The organism is Pseudomonas sp. Irchel 3E13 (genome assembly GCF_900187455.1).
Lineage (GTDB): Bacteria > Pseudomonadota > Gammaproteobacteria > Pseudomonadales > Pseudomonadaceae > Aquipseudomonas.
The window spans coordinates 42,753-59,762 of sequence record NZ_FYDX01000010.1 but is presented as its reverse complement, the minus strand read 5'-3'; the positions used below and the strand labels follow the sequence as shown (position 1 = coordinate 59,762).

15 protein-coding genes and 1 pseudogene are annotated in these 17,010 nt (G+C 60.9%); 1 reads left to right on the top strand and 15 read right to left on the bottom strand.

Features of this window, described 5'->3' with window-relative positions; genetic code table 11:
* Positions 1 to 161: 161 nt before the first annotated feature.
* The gene (locus tag CKW37_RS18685; RefSeq protein WP_095157204.1) at positions 162 to 596 is read left to right on the top strand and encodes a YqaA family protein; all 435 of its coding nucleotides are present in this window, start codon (positions 162 to 164) and stop codon (positions 594 to 596) included.
* Between the two features lie 18 nt (positions 597 to 614).
* Here CKW37_RS18685 and zapE read toward each other — a convergent pair whose 3' ends face one another.
* The 15 genes and pseudogenes from zapE to CKW37_RS18610 all read right to left on the bottom strand — a co-directional run bounded on the left by zapE (position 615) and on the right by CKW37_RS18610 (position 16,924).
* On the bottom strand, positions 615 to 1,754 hold the full coding sequence (gene zapE, locus CKW37_RS18680) for a cell division protein ZapE (protein ID WP_256587804.1): 1,140 nt from the start codon (positions 1,752 to 1,754) through the stop codon (positions 615 to 617).
* An 85-nt stretch (positions 1,755 to 1,839) separates the two neighbouring features.
* Entirely contained in the window at positions 1,840 to 2,988 is a 1,149-nt protein-coding gene (locus tag CKW37_RS18675; RefSeq protein WP_095157202.1) for a PQQ-dependent sugar dehydrogenase, read from the bottom strand.
* A 23-nt stretch (positions 2,989 to 3,011) separates the two neighbouring features.
* The gene (locus tag CKW37_RS18670; RefSeq protein WP_371864309.1) at positions 3,012 to 3,293 is read right to left on the bottom strand and encodes a hypothetical protein; all 282 of its coding nucleotides are present in this window, start codon (positions 3,291 to 3,293) and stop codon (positions 3,012 to 3,014) included.
* A 178-nt stretch (positions 3,294 to 3,471) separates the two neighbouring features.
* Positions 3,472 to 5,913 carry a TonB-dependent receptor gene (locus CKW37_RS18665; RefSeq protein WP_095157200.1) on the bottom strand — a complete coding sequence of 814 codons (2,442 nt, stop codon included), beginning with the start codon at positions 5,911 to 5,913 and terminating at the stop codon, positions 3,472 to 3,474.
* 118 nt (positions 5,914 to 6,031) lie between these two features.
* Positions 6,032 to 6,904 carry a FecR domain-containing protein gene (locus tag CKW37_RS18660; protein WP_095157199.1) on the bottom strand — a complete coding sequence of 291 codons (873 nt, stop codon included), beginning with the start codon at positions 6,902 to 6,904 and terminating at the stop codon, positions 6,032 to 6,034.
* A 4-nt stretch (positions 6,905 to 6,908) separates the two neighbouring features.
* Positions 6,909 to 7,415, bottom strand: a pseudogene (locus CKW37_RS18655) (RNA polymerase sigma factor); the annotation flags it as partial.
* A gap of 191 nt (positions 7,416 to 7,606) precedes the next feature.
* A complete protein-coding gene (locus CKW37_RS18650) occupies positions 7,607 to 8,035 on the bottom strand; it encodes a phage tail assembly chaperone (protein WP_095157197.1) in 429 nt (142 codons plus the stop codon).
* Between the two features lie 12 nt (positions 8,036 to 8,047).
* On the bottom strand, positions 8,048 to 9,505 hold the full coding sequence (locus CKW37_RS18645) for a hypothetical protein (RefSeq protein ID WP_095157196.1): 1,458 nt from the start codon (positions 9,503 to 9,505) through the stop codon (positions 8,048 to 8,050).
* A complete protein-coding gene (locus CKW37_RS18640; protein ID WP_095157195.1) occupies positions 9,505 to 10,080 on the bottom strand; it encodes a YmfQ family protein in 576 nt (191 codons plus the stop codon). The genes CKW37_RS18645 and CKW37_RS18640 overlap by 1 nt, the downstream gene beginning before the upstream one ends.
* A complete protein-coding gene (locus CKW37_RS18635; protein WP_095157194.1) occupies positions 10,077 to 11,147 on the bottom strand; it encodes a baseplate J/gp47 family protein in 1,071 nt (356 codons plus the stop codon). The genes CKW37_RS18640 and CKW37_RS18635 overlap by 4 nt, the downstream gene beginning before the upstream one ends.
* A gap of 1 nt (position 11,148) precedes the next feature.
* Entirely contained in the window at positions 11,149 to 11,466 is a 318-nt protein-coding gene (locus tag CKW37_RS18630; RefSeq protein ID WP_256587803.1) for a phage GP46 family protein, read from the bottom strand.
* Between the two features lie 89 nt (positions 11,467 to 11,555).
* On the bottom strand, positions 11,556 to 12,098 hold the full coding sequence (locus CKW37_RS18625) for a phage baseplate assembly protein (protein ID WP_095157192.1): 543 nt from the start codon (positions 12,096 to 12,098) through the stop codon (positions 11,556 to 11,558).
* Positions 12,098 to 13,225 carry a phage baseplate assembly protein gene (locus CKW37_RS18620; protein WP_095157191.1) on the bottom strand — a complete coding sequence of 376 codons (1,128 nt, stop codon included), beginning with the start codon at positions 13,223 to 13,225 and terminating at the stop codon, positions 12,098 to 12,100. The genes CKW37_RS18625 and CKW37_RS18620 overlap by 1 nt, the downstream gene beginning before the upstream one ends.
* Positions 13,215 to 14,579, bottom strand: coding sequence for a DNA circularization protein (locus tag CKW37_RS18615; RefSeq protein WP_095157190.1), 1,365 nt, complete (start codon positions 14,577 to 14,579; stop codon positions 13,215 to 13,217). The genes CKW37_RS18620 and CKW37_RS18615 overlap by 11 nt, the downstream gene beginning before the upstream one ends.
* On the bottom strand, positions 14,576 to 16,924 hold the full coding sequence (locus tag CKW37_RS18610) for a phage tail tape measure protein (RefSeq protein ID WP_095157189.1): 2,349 nt from the start codon (positions 16,922 to 16,924) through the stop codon (positions 14,576 to 14,578). The genes CKW37_RS18615 and CKW37_RS18610 overlap by 4 nt, the downstream gene beginning before the upstream one ends.
* Between the last annotated feature and the right edge of the window lie 86 nt (positions 16,925 to 17,010).

Sequence of the window (17,010 nt, the reverse complement as noted above, 5' to 3'; positions counted from 1 at the left end):
GGAGAAGATTAAATTCAGAACCTTATTGGCACTAGATAGCGAAAATTCGCTTTAGCGTTCTATTTTATGAACGATCATGTCAGCAAAGATTTCCTCGCTGGCCGCGGCGATATCCGGGAAATATCCTACGAGGCCTGTCGAACGATGATTGTGGCCATGCCGTGTTGAGTTACTGGGGTCTGTTTCTGGCGGCGTTTGGCGCCGCCACCTTGCTGCCGTTGCAGTCCGAGGCGGTGCTGGTCGGGTTGCTGCTCCACGACCCGGCCGCCGTGGCGAGCCTGTGGCTGGTGGCGACGGTGGGCAATGTGCTGGGTTCGATCGTCAATTGGCTGCTGGGGCGGGCCATCGAGCGCTGGCGCGACAAACGCTGGTTCCCCTTCTCTGCCGCGCAACTGGAAAAGGCCCAGCAGCGTTACCGTCGCCATGGGCAGTGGTCGCTGCTGTTGAGCTGGATGCCGGTGATCGGCGACCCACTGACCTTGATCGCCGGCATCATGCGCGAGCCGTTCTGGCGCTTCGTATTGCTGGTGACCCTGGCAAAAGGCGGGCGCTATCTGGTGCTGGTGGTCATCACCCTTGGCTGGCAGAGCCTGTGACAGGCCCTGCGCAAATCCTCAGCAGAAGCGCTGCAGTTGCATTTCCTGCAACCGGCTGAGGGTCCGGCGGAACGGGAACTCCAGATACCCTTGCGTGTAGAGAACTTCCAGCGGGACGTCGGCTTCGAGATACAGGGCCACGCGCTGGTCGTAACACTCATCGACCAGCGCGATGAAACGCCGGGCGCCGTCGTCCTGCACCGACAGTTGCGGCAGTTCGCGGTCCCCTGCCACGACCCGTTCGGCGGCGTCCTCGGTGCCCCGGGCGATCTTGCCCGGCCGCGTCGGCGCGCCAAGGGCCGGCACGCCGCCCAGCAGGATGGCGTCGAAACGCTCGCACAGGGCCATGAACTCCATGGCCGCCAACGGTTGCTCGCAGAGTTGCGGGTAATCGCACCACAGCACCTTGTCACTGCGGCGCACCACCTGCAGGGTGCGATAACCGACTTCCAGGTCTTCGCTGGTCGCCGGTGCGTCACCGCTCAATTGCGCGAACACATTGGCCAGCGCCGCCGGATCGCGAACCCAATAACGCTGATGCAGCGCGCCGGGGTGCAGGCGGTGGTCCTGCTCGCCGTGAACCGGCACCACGGTCATGCAGCGCTCGATCGCCTCGATCGCCGGCAGGAAACGCTCGCGGTTGAAGCCATCGGCATAAAGCTGCCGTGGCGGCTGGTTGGAGGTGGCGACCACCACCACACCGGCCTCGAACAGCACCTGGAACAGGCGGCCAAGGATGATTGCGTCGCCGATATCGTTGACGAACAGCTCATCGAAACACAGCACGCGGATTTCTTCGGCCAGGGAAAAGGCCAGGGCCTGCAACGGGTCAGCGGTGCCGTTGAGCTGGAACAGACGCTGGTGAACCCAACGCATGAAATGGTGGAAGTGCTGGCGCCGGGCGGGAATGGTCAGGCAGCGATGGAACTGGTCCATCAGCCAGGTCTTGCCGCGCCCGACCGGGCCCCAGAGGTAGACGCCATTGGCCGGCTCACCGCGTTCGACCGCCTCGAAGCAGGCCTGCAGGGCTGCGGCGGCCTGTTGCTGGGCGGGGTCGGCGACGAAACCTTGGGCAGTGATGGCCTGCTGGTAAAGGGCCAATGGGGTGTTGACGCTGGACATGCAGGCCCTCGGTGGGAAAAAGGGCACAGGGTACATCAGGGATGACGCGGATTGTGTAGGGATTTTCAGGGGCCTCATCACCGGCATAGTCGGCGATGAGGCCCGCACAAACGGCCGCGAATTACTCGGCCAGCCCGACCTTCAACAACTGCCCGTCTTCCTCGTCTGTCAGCACATACAGAAACCCGTCCGGTCCGACCCGCACATCGCGGACCCGGGCATTCAACTGTCCGAGCATCCGTTCTTCGTGAACGATCTTGTCGCCGTTCAGTTGCAGGCGAATCACCTCCTGCGCCGCCAGCGCGCCGATGAACAGGCTGTGGTCCCAGGCCTTGAAGCGCTCGTTGTCATAGAAGGCCATGCCGCTGATGGCCGGGGATTTCTCCCAGACGTGGTGCGGCGGAACGGTCCCCTCCACTTCCTTGCCCTTGGCCTCGGGAATCGGCAGCAGCGAGTAGTTGATGCCATGGGTCGCCAGCGGCCAGCCGTAGTTCTTGCCGGGCTTGGGGATGTTGATTTCGTCGCCGCCACGCGGGCCGTGTTCGTGGGTCCAGAGCTGCCCGGTCCAGGGGTTGAGCGCCGCGCCCTGCTGGTTGCGATGGCCATAGGACCAGATCGCCGGCTGCACGTTTTTCTGTCCGACGAAGGGGTTGTCCTTGGGAATCTCGCCATCGGGCAGGATGCGCACCACCTTGCCCTGTAGTTTGTCGAGGTCTTGCGATGTGGCTCGCTGATTGTTCTCGCCCAAGGCGATGAACAGGTAGCCATTGCGGTCGAACACCAGCCGCGAGCCGAAATGGTTGCCGGTCGAGAGCTTCGGCTCCTGGCGGAAGATCACGTTGAAATCCTCGATCCGGGCGAGGTCGCTGGACAGCCGTCCGCGGCCTACCGCAGTGCCTGCCGTGCCGCCCTCGCCACCGCCTTCGGCATAGGACAGATAAACCAGCCGGTCCTTGTCGAAGGTGGGTGACAGCACCACATCGAGCAAGCCGCCCTGCCCTTGCGCCCAGACCTCCGGCACACCGCTCAGCGGCGGGCCGACCCGCCCTTCCGCGCCGATCACGCGCAGGTTGCCCTGGCGTTCGGTGACCAGGATGCCCTGGGTTCCCGGCAGGAAGGCCAGGGCCCACGGATGCTTGAGGCCTTCGGCCAGGGTGTTGACCTTGAGGGTGCCGTCTTCGCTGGGGAAGGTGCGTTCGGGCGCGGCCTGGGCGCCGAGCGGCAAGAGAACGGAGGCACCCAGGGCGAGCAGCCAGGAACGTGAGGTCATGCGGGATTCCTTTCGAGGGGCGATCACGGCGCGCGCTGTGAATCGCGGGGCGGACGGGAGGGTTCGAGACGCGGCGTCTGTTGTTCGCGCCGCAGGTTGTCGCCGTTGCCGATGCCACGGTTTTCGAGGGTCGGCGGACGAGGATTGGGTGCGGTGGAAGGTCCAGGCATGGGCGGCGTGGTCGGCACCGTGCCTTGGCGGCTGTTGGGGTTGGCCCGGTGAATCGGGCTGTTCTGCGGGTTGTCAGCAGTGGCGGCCAGCAGCGGGCCGCTGATCGAGAAGATCAGCGCGGTACCGATCAGGATGGAATGGGCGCGTTCGAACACAATCACCTCCGCACGTGGGCATCACCAAGCGTTGGATAGCCTACGGCCCGAGAGGTTCGCGACAAAGCCGCAAACCTCACGGAGGTAATTCATATTGTTACAGGGGGAACGATTGCCCTGATGGCACCCGGCGCGTTCACCGGGTGCCATGGCCGGATCAGTAGGCGAGCGACCAAGTCAGGGTGTAGGTCCGACCGCGTCCCTGGTAGTCGTAGAGGTAGGCCGGGCCGTAAACCGGCGAATAGAACAGCGTCGCGCGCTGGCCCCAGACGGTGCTGTACTGCTTGTCCAGCAGGTTCTGGATGCCGGCGCTGAAGGTGCCGAAGCCGGTGTCCTGGCTGCCCAGCAGGTCGAGGGTGGTGTAACCGCTGATCGTGTGGTCGGCGTCGTCCTTGAGGGTGAAGGCTTTGTTCGCTTGCAGGCGCGCGCTGCGACCATCGCCCTTCCAGCCGACGAAGGCGGTGGACTTGGACAGCGAGGCATAGCGGGCATCGCGCTTGATCCAGTCGCCGCTGGCGTCTTCTTCTTCCGAGCGCACCAGGTGCAGGGTGGTGCCGGCCTCCCAGCCGCTTTCGAAGTGACGGGTCAGCGCGCCTTCGAGGCCGAAGTCGCGGCTCTTCTTCTCATCGACGTTGATGGTCAGGGTCTTCGAGTCGACGTTGATGATCTTGTCCGACCAGATGTAATACACCGCCGCCTGGGCATCCCAGTCGAGGTCGGCATAGCGCCAGCCCATTTCCACCTGCCGGCTCTTGATCCCCGCCAGCGGGTTGTCCTCGACGCTCATGCCGGCCTTGCCGTAGTACTTGGCCGGGTCCGGCAGGTCGAAGCCTTCGCCGTAGTTGGTCCAGACCTGATGACCGTTCTTGAAGTCGTAGATGGCGCCGAGGTTATACAGGCTGACCTGGTAATCGTTGCTGCCGCCGGGAACACCCTTGAAGTCGCTGACATCCACGTCCATCTGCTGGCGCCGGGCACCACCGGACAGGGTCAGGTTATCGGTGAGGTGCCAGTCCAGTTGCGCGTAGGCGGAAATGCCGTCGACGCGGTAGCTGGGATAACGCGCCGCCTTGCTCGCCTCGTTCAGGTCCAGGCCGCCGCTGTTCGATGAAGCGCGCGCGTCGAAGGTGGTTTGCTCGGCGTTGAAACGCTCGCGGTCGAGGTCCACGCCGTAGGTCAGCTTGAGGCTGTCCCATTGCTTGGCAAACAGCGCCTTCAGGCTGCTGACCTCGAAGTTCTGTTGCGAAGCGGCGAAGTACACGCCGCGGGAACCGGCTGGCGTGCCCGGATTGTAGTAGGGAAACGGGTAGAAGTTGTCGTCTTCCTTGCGGTACGACGCCTGCAGGTAGAAGTCCTGGCCGAGCACGTCGGCGTGGTGGTAGTTGGCGTTGAGCAGCAGGCGCTTGGTGCGCGGCTCCAGGTCGGTGGAGTAGCCGCTGCGCAGCTCGGCGTTTTCCAGGTCCGACGGGGCGTTGTAGTTCAGGTGGGGAAAGAAGATTCCGGTGCTGCCGTGGTTGCCCGAATCGTAGTACTGGGCGAGCAGGTCGAGGCTCTGCTGCTCGTTGAACTGCAGGCCAAGGCTGCCCATCACGTCGATGGTGCGGTTGTATTGCAGGTCGGTCTGGGTGTTGTCGATGAAGATCTGGTTGCCGGCACCGTCGTAGAAGGCTTCGTTCTGCTCGGCGGAAACGCCCAGGCGGCCGTTGATGCGCTCGTTGCCGCCGCTGATGGACTGGGCGACGCGGGTGGACAGGTCATCGCTGTTGTTGAAGCCGCTACTGGCGCCGACCTGGGTTTCGAAGCGCGCCGGCCCCGGCTCACCTTTCTTGGTGACGATGTTGATGATGCCGCCGGTGGCGCCGCCGCCATAAATGGCGCTGGCGCCAGACAGCACTTCGACGCGCTGGACGTTGAACGGCGAGATGCTGTCGAACTGCCGCGACAGGCCGCGGGAGCTGTTCTGGCTGACGCCGTCGATCATCACCAGCACGTTGCGACCGCGCATGTTCTGGCCGTAGTTGGTCCGCCCTTCCGGCGCCAGGTCGAGGCCCGGCACCAGCTTGCCGATGGCTTCCTTGAGGCTCACGCCGCTGCTGATCTGTTCTTTCAGTTGCTCCTGGTCGACCACCCAGACAGTGCCAGGGATTTCACTGATGGAAGTGCTGGTACGCGAGGCGACGCTGACTTCGATCGGCTTGAGGCTGACGCTGGCCTGCGGTTCGCCCTTGCGCAGGATCACCGTGCGCGCGTCGCTGAATTGCCAGCTCATGCCGCTGCCGGCCAGCAGCCGCTGCAACGCGTCTTCGATGCTGAAGGTGCCGCGCAGCCCGGAGCTGGACAGCCCGGCGACATCACTGGTGGTGAACAGCAGGTGCAAATCGGCCTGGTCGGCGAAGCGGGTCAGGGTCTGGTCGAGGCTTTGCGCTGGCAGGTCGAGGCTGACCTGGCGGGCCTGCGAAGCGGCGGCCTGTACCGGGGCGACGGCTTCGGCGGCCTGCACGGCAACGGCGCCGAGCAACGCGGCGGCAACGGAGGATGCCAGCACGGCATGCTTGAAATAGTCGGTGGAACGCGCGGCGGAGTTGAACGGACCTTTCACTGTTTTCTTCCAGACAGGTAAACGTAAATGAGAACGGATTGCTGATCAGTCCCACTACGACGATCTGGCGTCGAAGAACTTGCAGTGACTTTCCGAAATTATTTTCGCCCGGAAAAAATCAGTAGAGCACGGCCAACCACGGCAGGTAGGTGACCTTCAGCGCATAGCGCTGTTCGAGGGTGCGCAGCAGCGCATGGGGATCATTGAGGTCGAACACGCCGCTGACCTGCAGCGCGCCCACCTGGCTGTCGGAGATCAGGATGCGCCCGTGCTGGTAGCGCTCAAGTTCAGCGATCACTTCGCGCAGCGGCCGGCCATTGAAGATCAGCTTGCCGCGTTGCCAGGCGGTCTGGGCCTGGGCGTCAGGACTGACCGCCACGCGCAGCTCGCCAACCTGCGCTTCGCCACGGGTGACCACCACGCTGTTGCCGCTACCCTGCCGCCGCACGCTGAACACCGCGTCGCTGCCCTGCACCGCCTCGGCGCCGCTGTCTACCACGAAGGGGCGCGGGTCCGCGGCCGGTTCGAACAACGCCTCGCCCGCCTTGAGCGACACCGTGCGGCGCTCGCCGCTGAAATTCACCGACAGCGCACTGGCGCTGTTGAGGGTGACCTTCGAGCCATCTTCCAGGGTGATGGTGCGGCGCTCGCCGGTGCTGGTGTGGTAATCGGCCAGCAGCGCCGGGGCCTGCTGCCAGCCACCGTAGCCGAGCATGGCCGCCAGCAGCGAGGCGGCGATGGCCGACCCCCAGTGGCGACGACGGGGGGCCTTTGGCAGTTGCGCCGCGGCCTGGGTGTGACCGAGATCGCCCCACAGCGCTTCGGCCTCTTCGGCGGCGGCCAGATGCTCGGCGCTGAGCCCGCGCCAGCGCTGGTAGCGGTCGCGATCGGCCTGAGTGGCGTTGCCCGAATGCAACAGGACCTGCCAGTCGATGGCATCGTCGGAAAGGTCGGTCACTGGCTGCGGTTCGGACATGGAGGCTTCAGTCATGGTTGTGCTTGAGCCAGTCCCGGCAATGGCGCAGGGCCTGGCCGATGTATTTTGCCACCATGCTCTCGGAAACGCCCAGTCGTTGTGCAATCTGCGCCTGGGTCAGGCCCTCGACGCGATTGAGCAACAGCGCCTGGCGGGCGTTTTCCGACAGTTGCAACAAGGCTTCATCAAGGATTTCCAGACGCTCCCGGGCCAGCAGCGCCGCCTCCGGTGCGGGCGCCGGACAAGCCATCTGCGCTGCGGCGTCGCTGTCGCCGAGGTTGCTCTCCTGGCGTTGTTCGCGACGCAAGGTGTCGATCGCCAGATTGCCGGCGACGCGGAAAATGAAACTGCGCGCATGCAGCACCGGCAGCGCCTGCTGCTCGATCTTCACCAACTTGAGGTAGGTTTCCTGGGCGACATCGGCCGCGCGCTGGCGGTCGTTCATGCGCCGGGTCAGGAACTGCAGCAGCTCATCGTAGTGTTCCTGGAAACTGGCCAGCAGCCCGGACACGGGAGACGTCAGCATGGGAAAAAGGATCGCCGGTGGGAGGAATTATCGGACGTTAATGAGAAACAGTATCTTTCATAATGTGTCCGAATTTCAATCCTGAGCGAGGCGGTCTGGCTTTTTTGTCGGATGTCAGGAGGGGTGTCGAGACCGATCTGTAAGCGCGCGCCGGATTTGGCACCGCTGAACGACGGGTTTGGCACCACTGGTTAGCTCGCCGGCTGGTCGATTAGCCAAGTAGGCGGCTGCGGCCTGTGTTCAATGCTTGGAAACGCCTCGACTGCCGGCCAGTCGCGAAGGGCCTTGCGGTAAGCCATCAGCTCCGCGAACTGCTCAAGGTCGACGGACGTACCGTAGTCCATCTCAACCTCGTCGCGATGCCGGGTCACGACCCACTCATAGCGATTCAGTTCAGCATCGCGCCAAGACCGCTCAACATCGCGCAGTACCTCGGCGCTCGGCGGCGCTGGCTCCGCAATTTCGGGCACTCCCTTCCTGCCTGGTCGAATTACCTTGCCGCCTGAGCCTGCATCAAGAAGCGCCAAATGCCGCTCCTTGGTAATCTCAACTCCGCCGTTATCAGTAAGGGAATACAAGAAACGGCCATCAGCCTCAACCCACGTTGCCCAAATGCTCATACTTACCCTCTCTTAATAACCAACTGCAATCCAGCGGATATAAGCTGTCGCGCTGAATGCAGATGCTGTTCCAATGTCTTCCCGGCGAGACTGAAAACCCGATGCACTCAAGCCGCGAGCCTGAGAAACAACACTTGACTGAGCGAGAACACCGTCGTGGGTGAGCATACTTACGCACGCTGGGATAATGTTGAACCCCAGCGGGAAAGTGACGGCAGTTTCCGCATCAGAGGTATTAGCAACGTGGACCCCCCACTGGATCATCAAGCCGCCAAGCCAAGCAGGAAATACTACTGCGTTATTTGCACCCCCGCCGCCTTTGATCATGTTGAAGCCAAACCGTAGTTTGGAAACCGTTACCACATTATCGGCTCCGCCTCCGTCGCCGCCGACTTCACCTTGGGTAGCTCTTGCGCCAGTGAGCAGCGCAATACCATTCCATTTCAACACACCAAGGGCGTCCATAATTAACCGGCCAGTAGTACGCCCAAGCCAATGGAATCCGATGGCCGGCGCATACTCATCACTTGACTGCGCAGCACCAACAACTTTTGCCTCACGTATGTGCATTGCAGCATCTGTGTACCCTAGACCGACTGTACCTGCCGCAACTACAGGTACTTGCTGACTTACACCACCGACCGAAAGTTTATTGGAAAGTGCTGCATCTACTTCCGTCTTTGTATAAGCATCACCTATTCCGTAACCGGCCAGCGTAATTGCCAAATACGCCCTCTTTGCGAATTCAGCGTCTATATAAGACTTGGTATAAGCATCCGCAATCCCATAACCGACCAAGCTGGTTGCCTTTGTTGCTTTTGCAGCCAACAGATCATTTGTTTCCGACCGAGTGAATGCGTCGTTGATGCCATATCCGGCGAGCGTCGTTGCTTTCGCAGCGTAGTAAGTGGGGTTAAAGTTGCCACTATGCCAAAGCACGCGCACATTGCCCCAAGCACCAGAAGACTTTGCCGCACGCACACGAACAATGGGCTCATCACCGGAGTATGCAAAAGCAAGTTGCGCGGCATAGTCTGCCGTTGAGTAAGGGATATTCAGTACGGATACATACTGTCCCAGCGCACTACCTCCCTGCGCATAGGAATAAAAGCCGCCCTCAAGCCCGATATCGTCCACCAAACCAGCCGGCGCGGTTTTACCACCCAGCCCTCGGTAGCCTTTTTTAAGGCCGTCCCCAATGCCATAACCTTCCAACGTAGTAGGCTTGTTCAACAACTTGTCGAAATCGGCAGCAGTTCCTGCCAGCGCCTTCACAGCTTTCAATACTTGGGCATCGTCACTGGCACTTAGTGAAATACCGGCCCCGAGAACAAGCCCCACTAACTCTCGCTGGATGGTATTAAACCATTGCGCCTTTAACAGCGTTGCCTCAACGCCTGCCGCTGGACTGCCCTCAGTAAACTCGCCAGACGCATTAGCGGTGTTGGTGATGTCTCCAATTTTTTGCATTAGTTGCCTCCGTACCCGAACAGCAAAATAGATTCGGCTGGCTTCATTTGACTAAGCCGGCATTCAAGGGCCCTGTTGCCCCAAATCGTTAGCGGATCGCCTGCACCGGTTGCACCGGCACGGGCATGCGTGACGGTGACGGCAGGCGCATTCACTCGCCAGGTGAACGACCAGTCGCCACCGTTGATGGGATCGCCGGCTCTTGCGAGGCCCGCCCGAGCAGGTTGAAACGTGGTGATCGTGATGTCATAGCCCATGGCCTTTGCCAGAGCGATGAAGAACCCTTTGCTCTGTCCTGCACGCCCTTGCAGCTTGCTGACGACCGCCTGCACCCGCTGACCCACAGTCCGAGCGATGCCCGCTACGCACGGGTCAGGAAGGGCAAGGACACGCTCCCAGTCGGCCAGCCCCTCGCCGGAGTCCGGGAAAATTGCGCTATAGACTCTGCTTGCCTGAGCGTCAGCAAGATTCATCGCATTCGCTTCCGCCTCAATGGTGGCGGATAAGTAAGGCGCGTTGCCGCTGTAGGAAACCGGCGGCAATAGCAACCGCAACTGATCAGCGAGCGTCGTCATTCCAGAAGCCCCAAGGTGAGAGCGCCTGGCCTAATCCAGCCGATCAACGCGGGATCATCGGATGCGGCAATGTTGCCCGCTGGAGCCGTAACAGAACGGTCAACGACGCCGGCCAGGTTGCTGATCAACCCTTCGATCTGCGAGCGCTTGAGCCCTTCACGCGGCTTCAAAGCCTTCAATAGCGCGTCATATGCCCGCTGGGCCGCTGCCTGAACATCAGCAAGGGTGTAGCCATCTGCCAACTCGACATTGGCTGCCGCGCTCACCGTGCGGATTGTTGGGGCGTATACCCAGACATCCGCGATAACCGAACACTGGCCCTGTATGTGCGACAGACAGGCCGCAATAACTGCCTCGGAAGGGATGCCTTCGCTGGCCGTGATGACTACATCGATGGTCCCGCCGCCCCGACGCCGAGGGATAACCAGGGCACCCGTTACCCCCTCGACCTCCAGCGCCCAACGGCGGAAGTCATACTCTGCGCCGCCGGCAGGTGGCGACTGAAGAATGTCCAGGAAACGCGCCAACAAAGATTCGACCGTCTCCTGATCTTCACCACCCGCTGTTTCACCCTCAAATGCGGCGTTTGCGTCCATGCCTAGCGGCGGGCTGGTGACGGTCAACGCACCTGTGAGGTCGTTCATCGACAGGCCGACGGTCTCGGCCTCTACGACAACTGACGCGGTGCCATCCACGCCAAGTTTTGTGTTCGCTTTCGCCGTGAACACCGCACCCGTCGCAACATGCCGCAACGATGCGCCCAGCAGCAGCCCGACCCCCGGCGCCCCTTTCAGTATCGCCGTGCCGGCCGCCGCAACTGGATCCTTACGCACGACGCCACGCAAGGCCGCAGCGTGAACTAGCTCTTCCTCATCAGCCGTATCTGGGAATATCTGGCGGTACAGCCAAGCCAGCTTTTGATACAGCCCCTCAATGGCCGATGCGACAGCGGCTGATCGAACGTAGTTATCACTGTCCGGGCCGATATCGGCTTCGGCTTGAAGGTTGCGAATGTCCCGCAGGATGTTCCGCAAAATCGCGTCAAGACCTGGAGCGGCAAAAGCCATGTCAGTTCACCCTTACAGGTTGGCGAAAAACCTGCGGATTGCCGGTAACGTCGACAACCTCAATCAGCAGGTTGAGCCAGCCGTTGTGCGGCTGCTCGTAGGTGACGGAGATCGCTTGGGCCCGCCCGTCATCGAGCAACGGTTGAAGTGCTTGCTCGGCGTATTGGGCGGCGAGCTTGCCAACTCGGGGCAGGTCTTTTGAGCGCTTGAGTTCGTGCAGCCGTGAACCCACGGTGGGGTCTTTCCACCAGGAGCCGAGGGGAGTTGTGAGACGGATGTAAACGGCGTTGCCAAGCGTATTGATACGTTGACCCGTCAAGTCGCCAGTGGTTGGGTTTATGCCTGCGTCCATAGCTCGGCATACTGTCGCGCACGCCTGATCGGGCGAGTATCAGCAAGGTTTAAGGTTTACTGAGCTGGAGCTGGCGGCGGTCCATTAGGGTGACCGTGCGCGTTGTAAAGGTCGCGATCCAACTGCATGCTTCGCGTGTGGTCTTCGATTTCACCGTCTGCCTTGAGGTCTTTGCTCAGTTCGACCAGGGGCGTCTCAAACCGCACCTTTGTCTTAGCCCGAACCAGCAACGTTTCGGTCTCGACCTCGATCAAGCGACCGCGCTTCATGTGGATGAAGTCGCCCTCATCCGTGTACAGCGATACTTCGCCATCCTTGAGCACAACGCGATAGCGCCCGTCCTCACTTGCCACAACAACCGCATGCTTACTGTTGCCACCCACAGGGACGGTGATGAACTCGGCCCCCGGCAATGGCGCCGAGGTGAACCCATAGTGCTGCATCAACTCACCGGAAACCGACTCACCGGCAAGCCCTTCCATTTCGACCCCAATCAACTTGCCATGGTTGTTCCTCGCCGCTGTTCCCCGGAAAGCCTGCCGGACATTCGACATTGCTCGGTTAACTTGCTCGCGTACCAGCTTCGCCATGATGCTCATTAAACCCCCTTGATCATCTCGATGAATGCCGCATCTGCATTGCCCTTCTTGCCTTTGCGTTTCTTGGCGGGGTTGCTGTCGAGCACCCACATCTTGTCCTCTCGCAACCGCAGCTCGGTGATGGGACCTTCGCCCCGCGTCAGGCGCAGTGTGCGCGCCATCATGAAAAACGTTGCATCAAGCCCATGCGGCTCGCTGCGGACGATGACACGCTGACCTGGCGTCCACACTTGACCGTTGCCAGCACGATGCCCAGCGACGATGGCGCGGATTTCAAAGCCCTCCAGACGACTATCGGCAAGCAGCTTGCGTGCGCGGGTTGTCGCCATGTCCTGGTTCTCACTGGAGCTATCAATGACGACTTTGGGCCGGAAGATTCCGCGCCGGGTCAGTGCCTCGTCCTGAACAACCGAGCGCAGATGGGCGCGCTTTGTATCCAGCCCGTCGTTGTCGTACTGCCCGTGCTGCCCGAGTACCGTGATCTGGCTGTAGCGGTTCGCAATGGAGCGGCGCACGCTCAAGCGCTGCACGTTGTTGCCGACGCCATCTTCGCGAAGAATCAGCACCCCTACGGGCGGCGCCGTGTAGTCAGGACCACCGACAACCAGACGCCCATCCGGCTCGACCCAAGGCCAGAGACCGTTTGCCTCGGCCACCTGCAACAGCGCCTCCCACGCTGATTGACCTGGCTCGATCTGAATCCTCCGCCGGGTCTTGGGTTTCGCTGCACGGACCTCGATTTGGGTTACGCCCAGCGGCCTGACAACCTGCTCCAGGATCTGCTCAAGACTGGCCTCACGCATCGATACAAACGGCGCAGAGCAGTCGACCAGAGGCGCCGCACGATCCCTACCGTTGATGCGCATGAATACGCCTTGACGGGAAATGTCGTGCTCAAACTCATCTATCTGGCCCGTCAACACGCGGTCCTTGCCCAACGTCAAAGAGCAAGGCGCACCCTCAGCCAAGACTGCTGGCAAGCGCGTCGCATCCTTCGTGTACAGCTCAAGCTCAAAACCGTCTGCCGCCGTAAGCAGATCGGACTCAACTGACCAGCCATCCCACTGTTCGTGGGTCAGACCGCCGATAGACAGACGGATGGATTCGTCCGGCACACTATTTGGCATAAGCACGAAGCACCTCCCCGGCCTCAATGTTGTGCGGAGTCTTCAGCCCCGGGTTGAGTCGGATCAGCTCGACTGCGCGTGTGTGGTCTCCGTACCAATGATGAGCAAGTAGCCGCAGGCTGGTCGGAGACTCAACCACACGCTCCATCATCGGCGGGCTTTGCAGAATGACCTGACGAGCGCGGGCCTGTATCAAGGCGGCGACGTTGCGCAATGCCTCAATGACTGGGCGGGAGGATTCAACATCAAACAGGTGGCGCTGCAAGAGGATGGACGACTGCACCAAAGACCGGACAAGGTTGACCAAACCCTCAAGTTCGAACGGGCTCAAGGTCGGCGTTTCGGCCTCGTCTTCTATGATGACGGCAACGGCTTGTGCATGAGCCAGTGCCAATTCGGTGATGACCAGGACCACCAGCGCGAAGCCATTCGCAGCCACAGGATCGTCCGGCATGCCATCCGGCAGCAGCACCAGGCCACCGCCACTCGAAACCCCGTCAACCAGTTTGCCGACTACGGGCAGCACGCCCTGCCGCGCAGCAAGAAGAAAACCAGCGCCGGCTCGGGCCGCATCGGCGGCAAGGCTAGCATTGCCTGGCACCACCGCTGGTACACCTGACTTCGCCAGTAGCGCTGTCGACGTAACCGGCGTGCTGCCCTGGATTGCACCGCGAACTTCGGACGGTGTTCTCATCAGATCCGTCAGCGGATCGAATGCCGCCGAGGGGCGCTTGAGCATGCCGGCGATACCGCTAACAATGCCGAGGATCTGTGAGCGTAACTGCTGTAGACGCAGGCCAATACCTGGGAGACCGAGCGCCTTTTCGATCAGCCCAACCCACCCGCCGCCGATCCACGATTGAATCTCAGCGACTAATGAATCGATCCGACCGAACAGGTCAAAGATCCCGTCCTGCCAGGTGTACTCGTCTTCCTGCTCCAGTACGCCTATATCCACGAACTCAAACTGACGCTCGAAGAACGGCGCATCCGGCGTGTCTTCGACAAAGACGACGCTGAGTTCGGCATAGTCTGGGCGTTCAGCGTGATGCTTGACCTCGCCCGTGCTGCTGACGACGTTCATGCTGCCGTAGATCGGGTGAATCAGTTCGCCCGGACCAGGCGTGTTCAGTGTGCGGAGGATGCTCTGTAGTTCGATCTCATAATTGACGCCGAATACCACCACCTGCATCGGAATGCGCCGGGCGCCACGGCCCAAATCTTTAACACGGTCGCCGTCCTTGAACGGCGTCCCATGCTCTGATAGTGCACGCTGCCATTGCAGGCTTTCGCTTTCGACATTGAGCCGCACGCCACGGAAAGAAGCATCAAGTAGCGTTTCTGACCAGCTCATCCGCCGCGCCTCATCATAATGTCGGTTCTTCGCTCTAGCTCAGCTTGAATCAAGCCCGAGTCCGTTCGGACTTCAATGACGAGCGGTTTGGATAGCAACGAGTTCAGCCGTGCTTCCAGAGCTTGCGAGGCTGGGCTTTGTGCAGAAGCTCCACCCTCGGTGCCCCCAGAGGGGTAGTTGACGTCGGCTCCATAGCCCGGCAGCCCCAAGTTGGGGCCATTGAGGCGATCCGCTTGCACCTTGAACCACTCGGGAGCTTGCGGCGATTGGGCGGCAGGCTTTGCGGGAAAGCTCATAGCCGCTGCCGTTAGGCGGTCAGAAAGATCCTTGCTCCAGGCTTGCGCCTTGGCGACGGGGATGCCAGAAGCGGTCAAGCCTGTTTGGACATGTGCCAACCGATAGGATTCTGCTGACAGCCAATCTGAGGACTGCTCGGGATTGCTCTTCGCCAACTCCATTCGATTGCGGTAGAACGCCTCTTGGAACCGCTTCTGATCAGCCTCCAGGAGCTTGCTGTTTTCGACGTTACGCAGCCGGCCTTCGTCCGTCGAGGCGCTCGCACCTCCGACCTGAGCAGCAGTTAAGGCCAACGCGGCCAATCCAAGACCCTCCATGTTTTTGCCTTCTTTGTCCTCATCACCACCGCCACCCATTTTTTCCGGCCAGTTCGTAACAAAGACCGACTCAACACCTGTTGCGTCTTCCAGGACTTTGCCGACCGCGATGTTTCGCAGAGTCTCAGGCCCACCAAGGTACTTTTTCAGCAACGAGCCTGCCCCGGCTTGCAAGCCGCGTCCCGCGTAATATCCGCCCAGGCCAAGTGCAGCGCCACCGACCAACATCTGCTCGCCCGACAGATTCATGTCGTCGAGCAGGTAGCTCCCGAAGTCGGCAAAGCTCTTGTTGAGTGGTGTTGCCATCCTGTCGACGGCTTCGGCAAGAGTTGCCTTCATGCGTGCCGCCGTGCCACTGGAACTATTGGTGTTTTCTTTCAGATCCTTGCTGAAAATCGGCTCGGCATCACCCAAGGTCTTGGCACCGGACTTCAAATCATCCAAGCGCTCGCCCGTCAGCATGCTGCGCCACCCGCGTATCGTGTCCTGGTCCATGCCTTTGAACACCACGCCCATGAACTTGGCACGCTGCTCATCTGTTTTCATGGCTTCATACTTACGCTTCAGGTCGGCAAATACTTGTTCGGGGTTACGAGAGCTTTTGTCCTTGTTGAAAAACTGGATACCCGTGGTCTTGGTGATCTGGTCCCGATACTCCTTGTTGCTGAAAACACGCAAGGTTGACTCTGCCAACGTACCAAGCCTGTCTGGCTGCAACTCGACCTTAGAAAGCGACTCGGTAAAGGCTAACGCCTGTTCAATTGACATACCGGCGGCGGCTGCCGCACCGCCAATCTTCGGGAACAAGTCCGACAAGTTCTCAAGCTCCGCGTTACCGAGCCTGCCGGCGACGGTCATTTTTTGCAGCAACTCAAGCGCTGCGCCTTCCTTGTTCAAATCAATATTGAACGCACTTGCCGCCGCCACAACAGCTTTGCCTAGCACCGCCGGATTGGCACCGGTAATGGCGTTAGCCTGACCGATTGCATCAGCGGTCTTCTTCGATGCGTCATAGTTGACCCCGGATGCGATCAAGGTGTTAAAACCCGTGTCGACATCCGCCCGAGTCGCACCGTAGGTCTTGGCAATCCGCCATCCGTCCTTGCGCCACTCGTCCGTCTGCTCCCCCGTCATGCCTGCCGTTTGCTTAGTACGGATCAATACGCGCTCAAGCTCAGCGTTTGCTTTCAGCCCAGCAACCACCCCGACGCCGAGGCCCAGCCCCGCCAGTTGGCCGGTCATGGTGCCGCCGAAGTTCTTGAGCCGCTCAAACTCTTGTCGCACTCCCGTTGCAATCTTCTTCAGCGCCGTAAGGCCGCGACCACTGCTCTGTGCCATGCGCCGGAAGGAAGATTCGGCACGCTCCACGCTCTGCCTCAACGGCGCAACGCCCTGCCGGTCAGTATTCGCCAACTCAGTCTTTGCATCGCGCGCGGCCTTACGAGACGCCGCAGCCATCTCCTTTAATTCGGCAGTGGTCTTACTGACTTCGATGCGTGTGCCCGACCCCGCCTGCGCGGTTTGGCGCATAGCGCCTCGGATGACCTTGTAGCTATTCGCGCCGACTTGGCCGACTTTGCCGATGGCCGAGGATGCCTTCCAGCTTTCGTCGGCCAGCGATCTGGCGCCCTCTTTACCGGCCTTGCGTAGGTCACGGTTGATTTGCTCGATTTCCCTGCGGCTTTCGCCGGCATGGGCTTGCACACGAAGCGCAACGCGCAGATCAGTCATGGAGTAGCCTCAGGAGATGTCTTACGGATACAAGAAAGGCCCATCACTGAGCCTTCCGGGACGGCTTGGGCAACGCTATGCGCTGC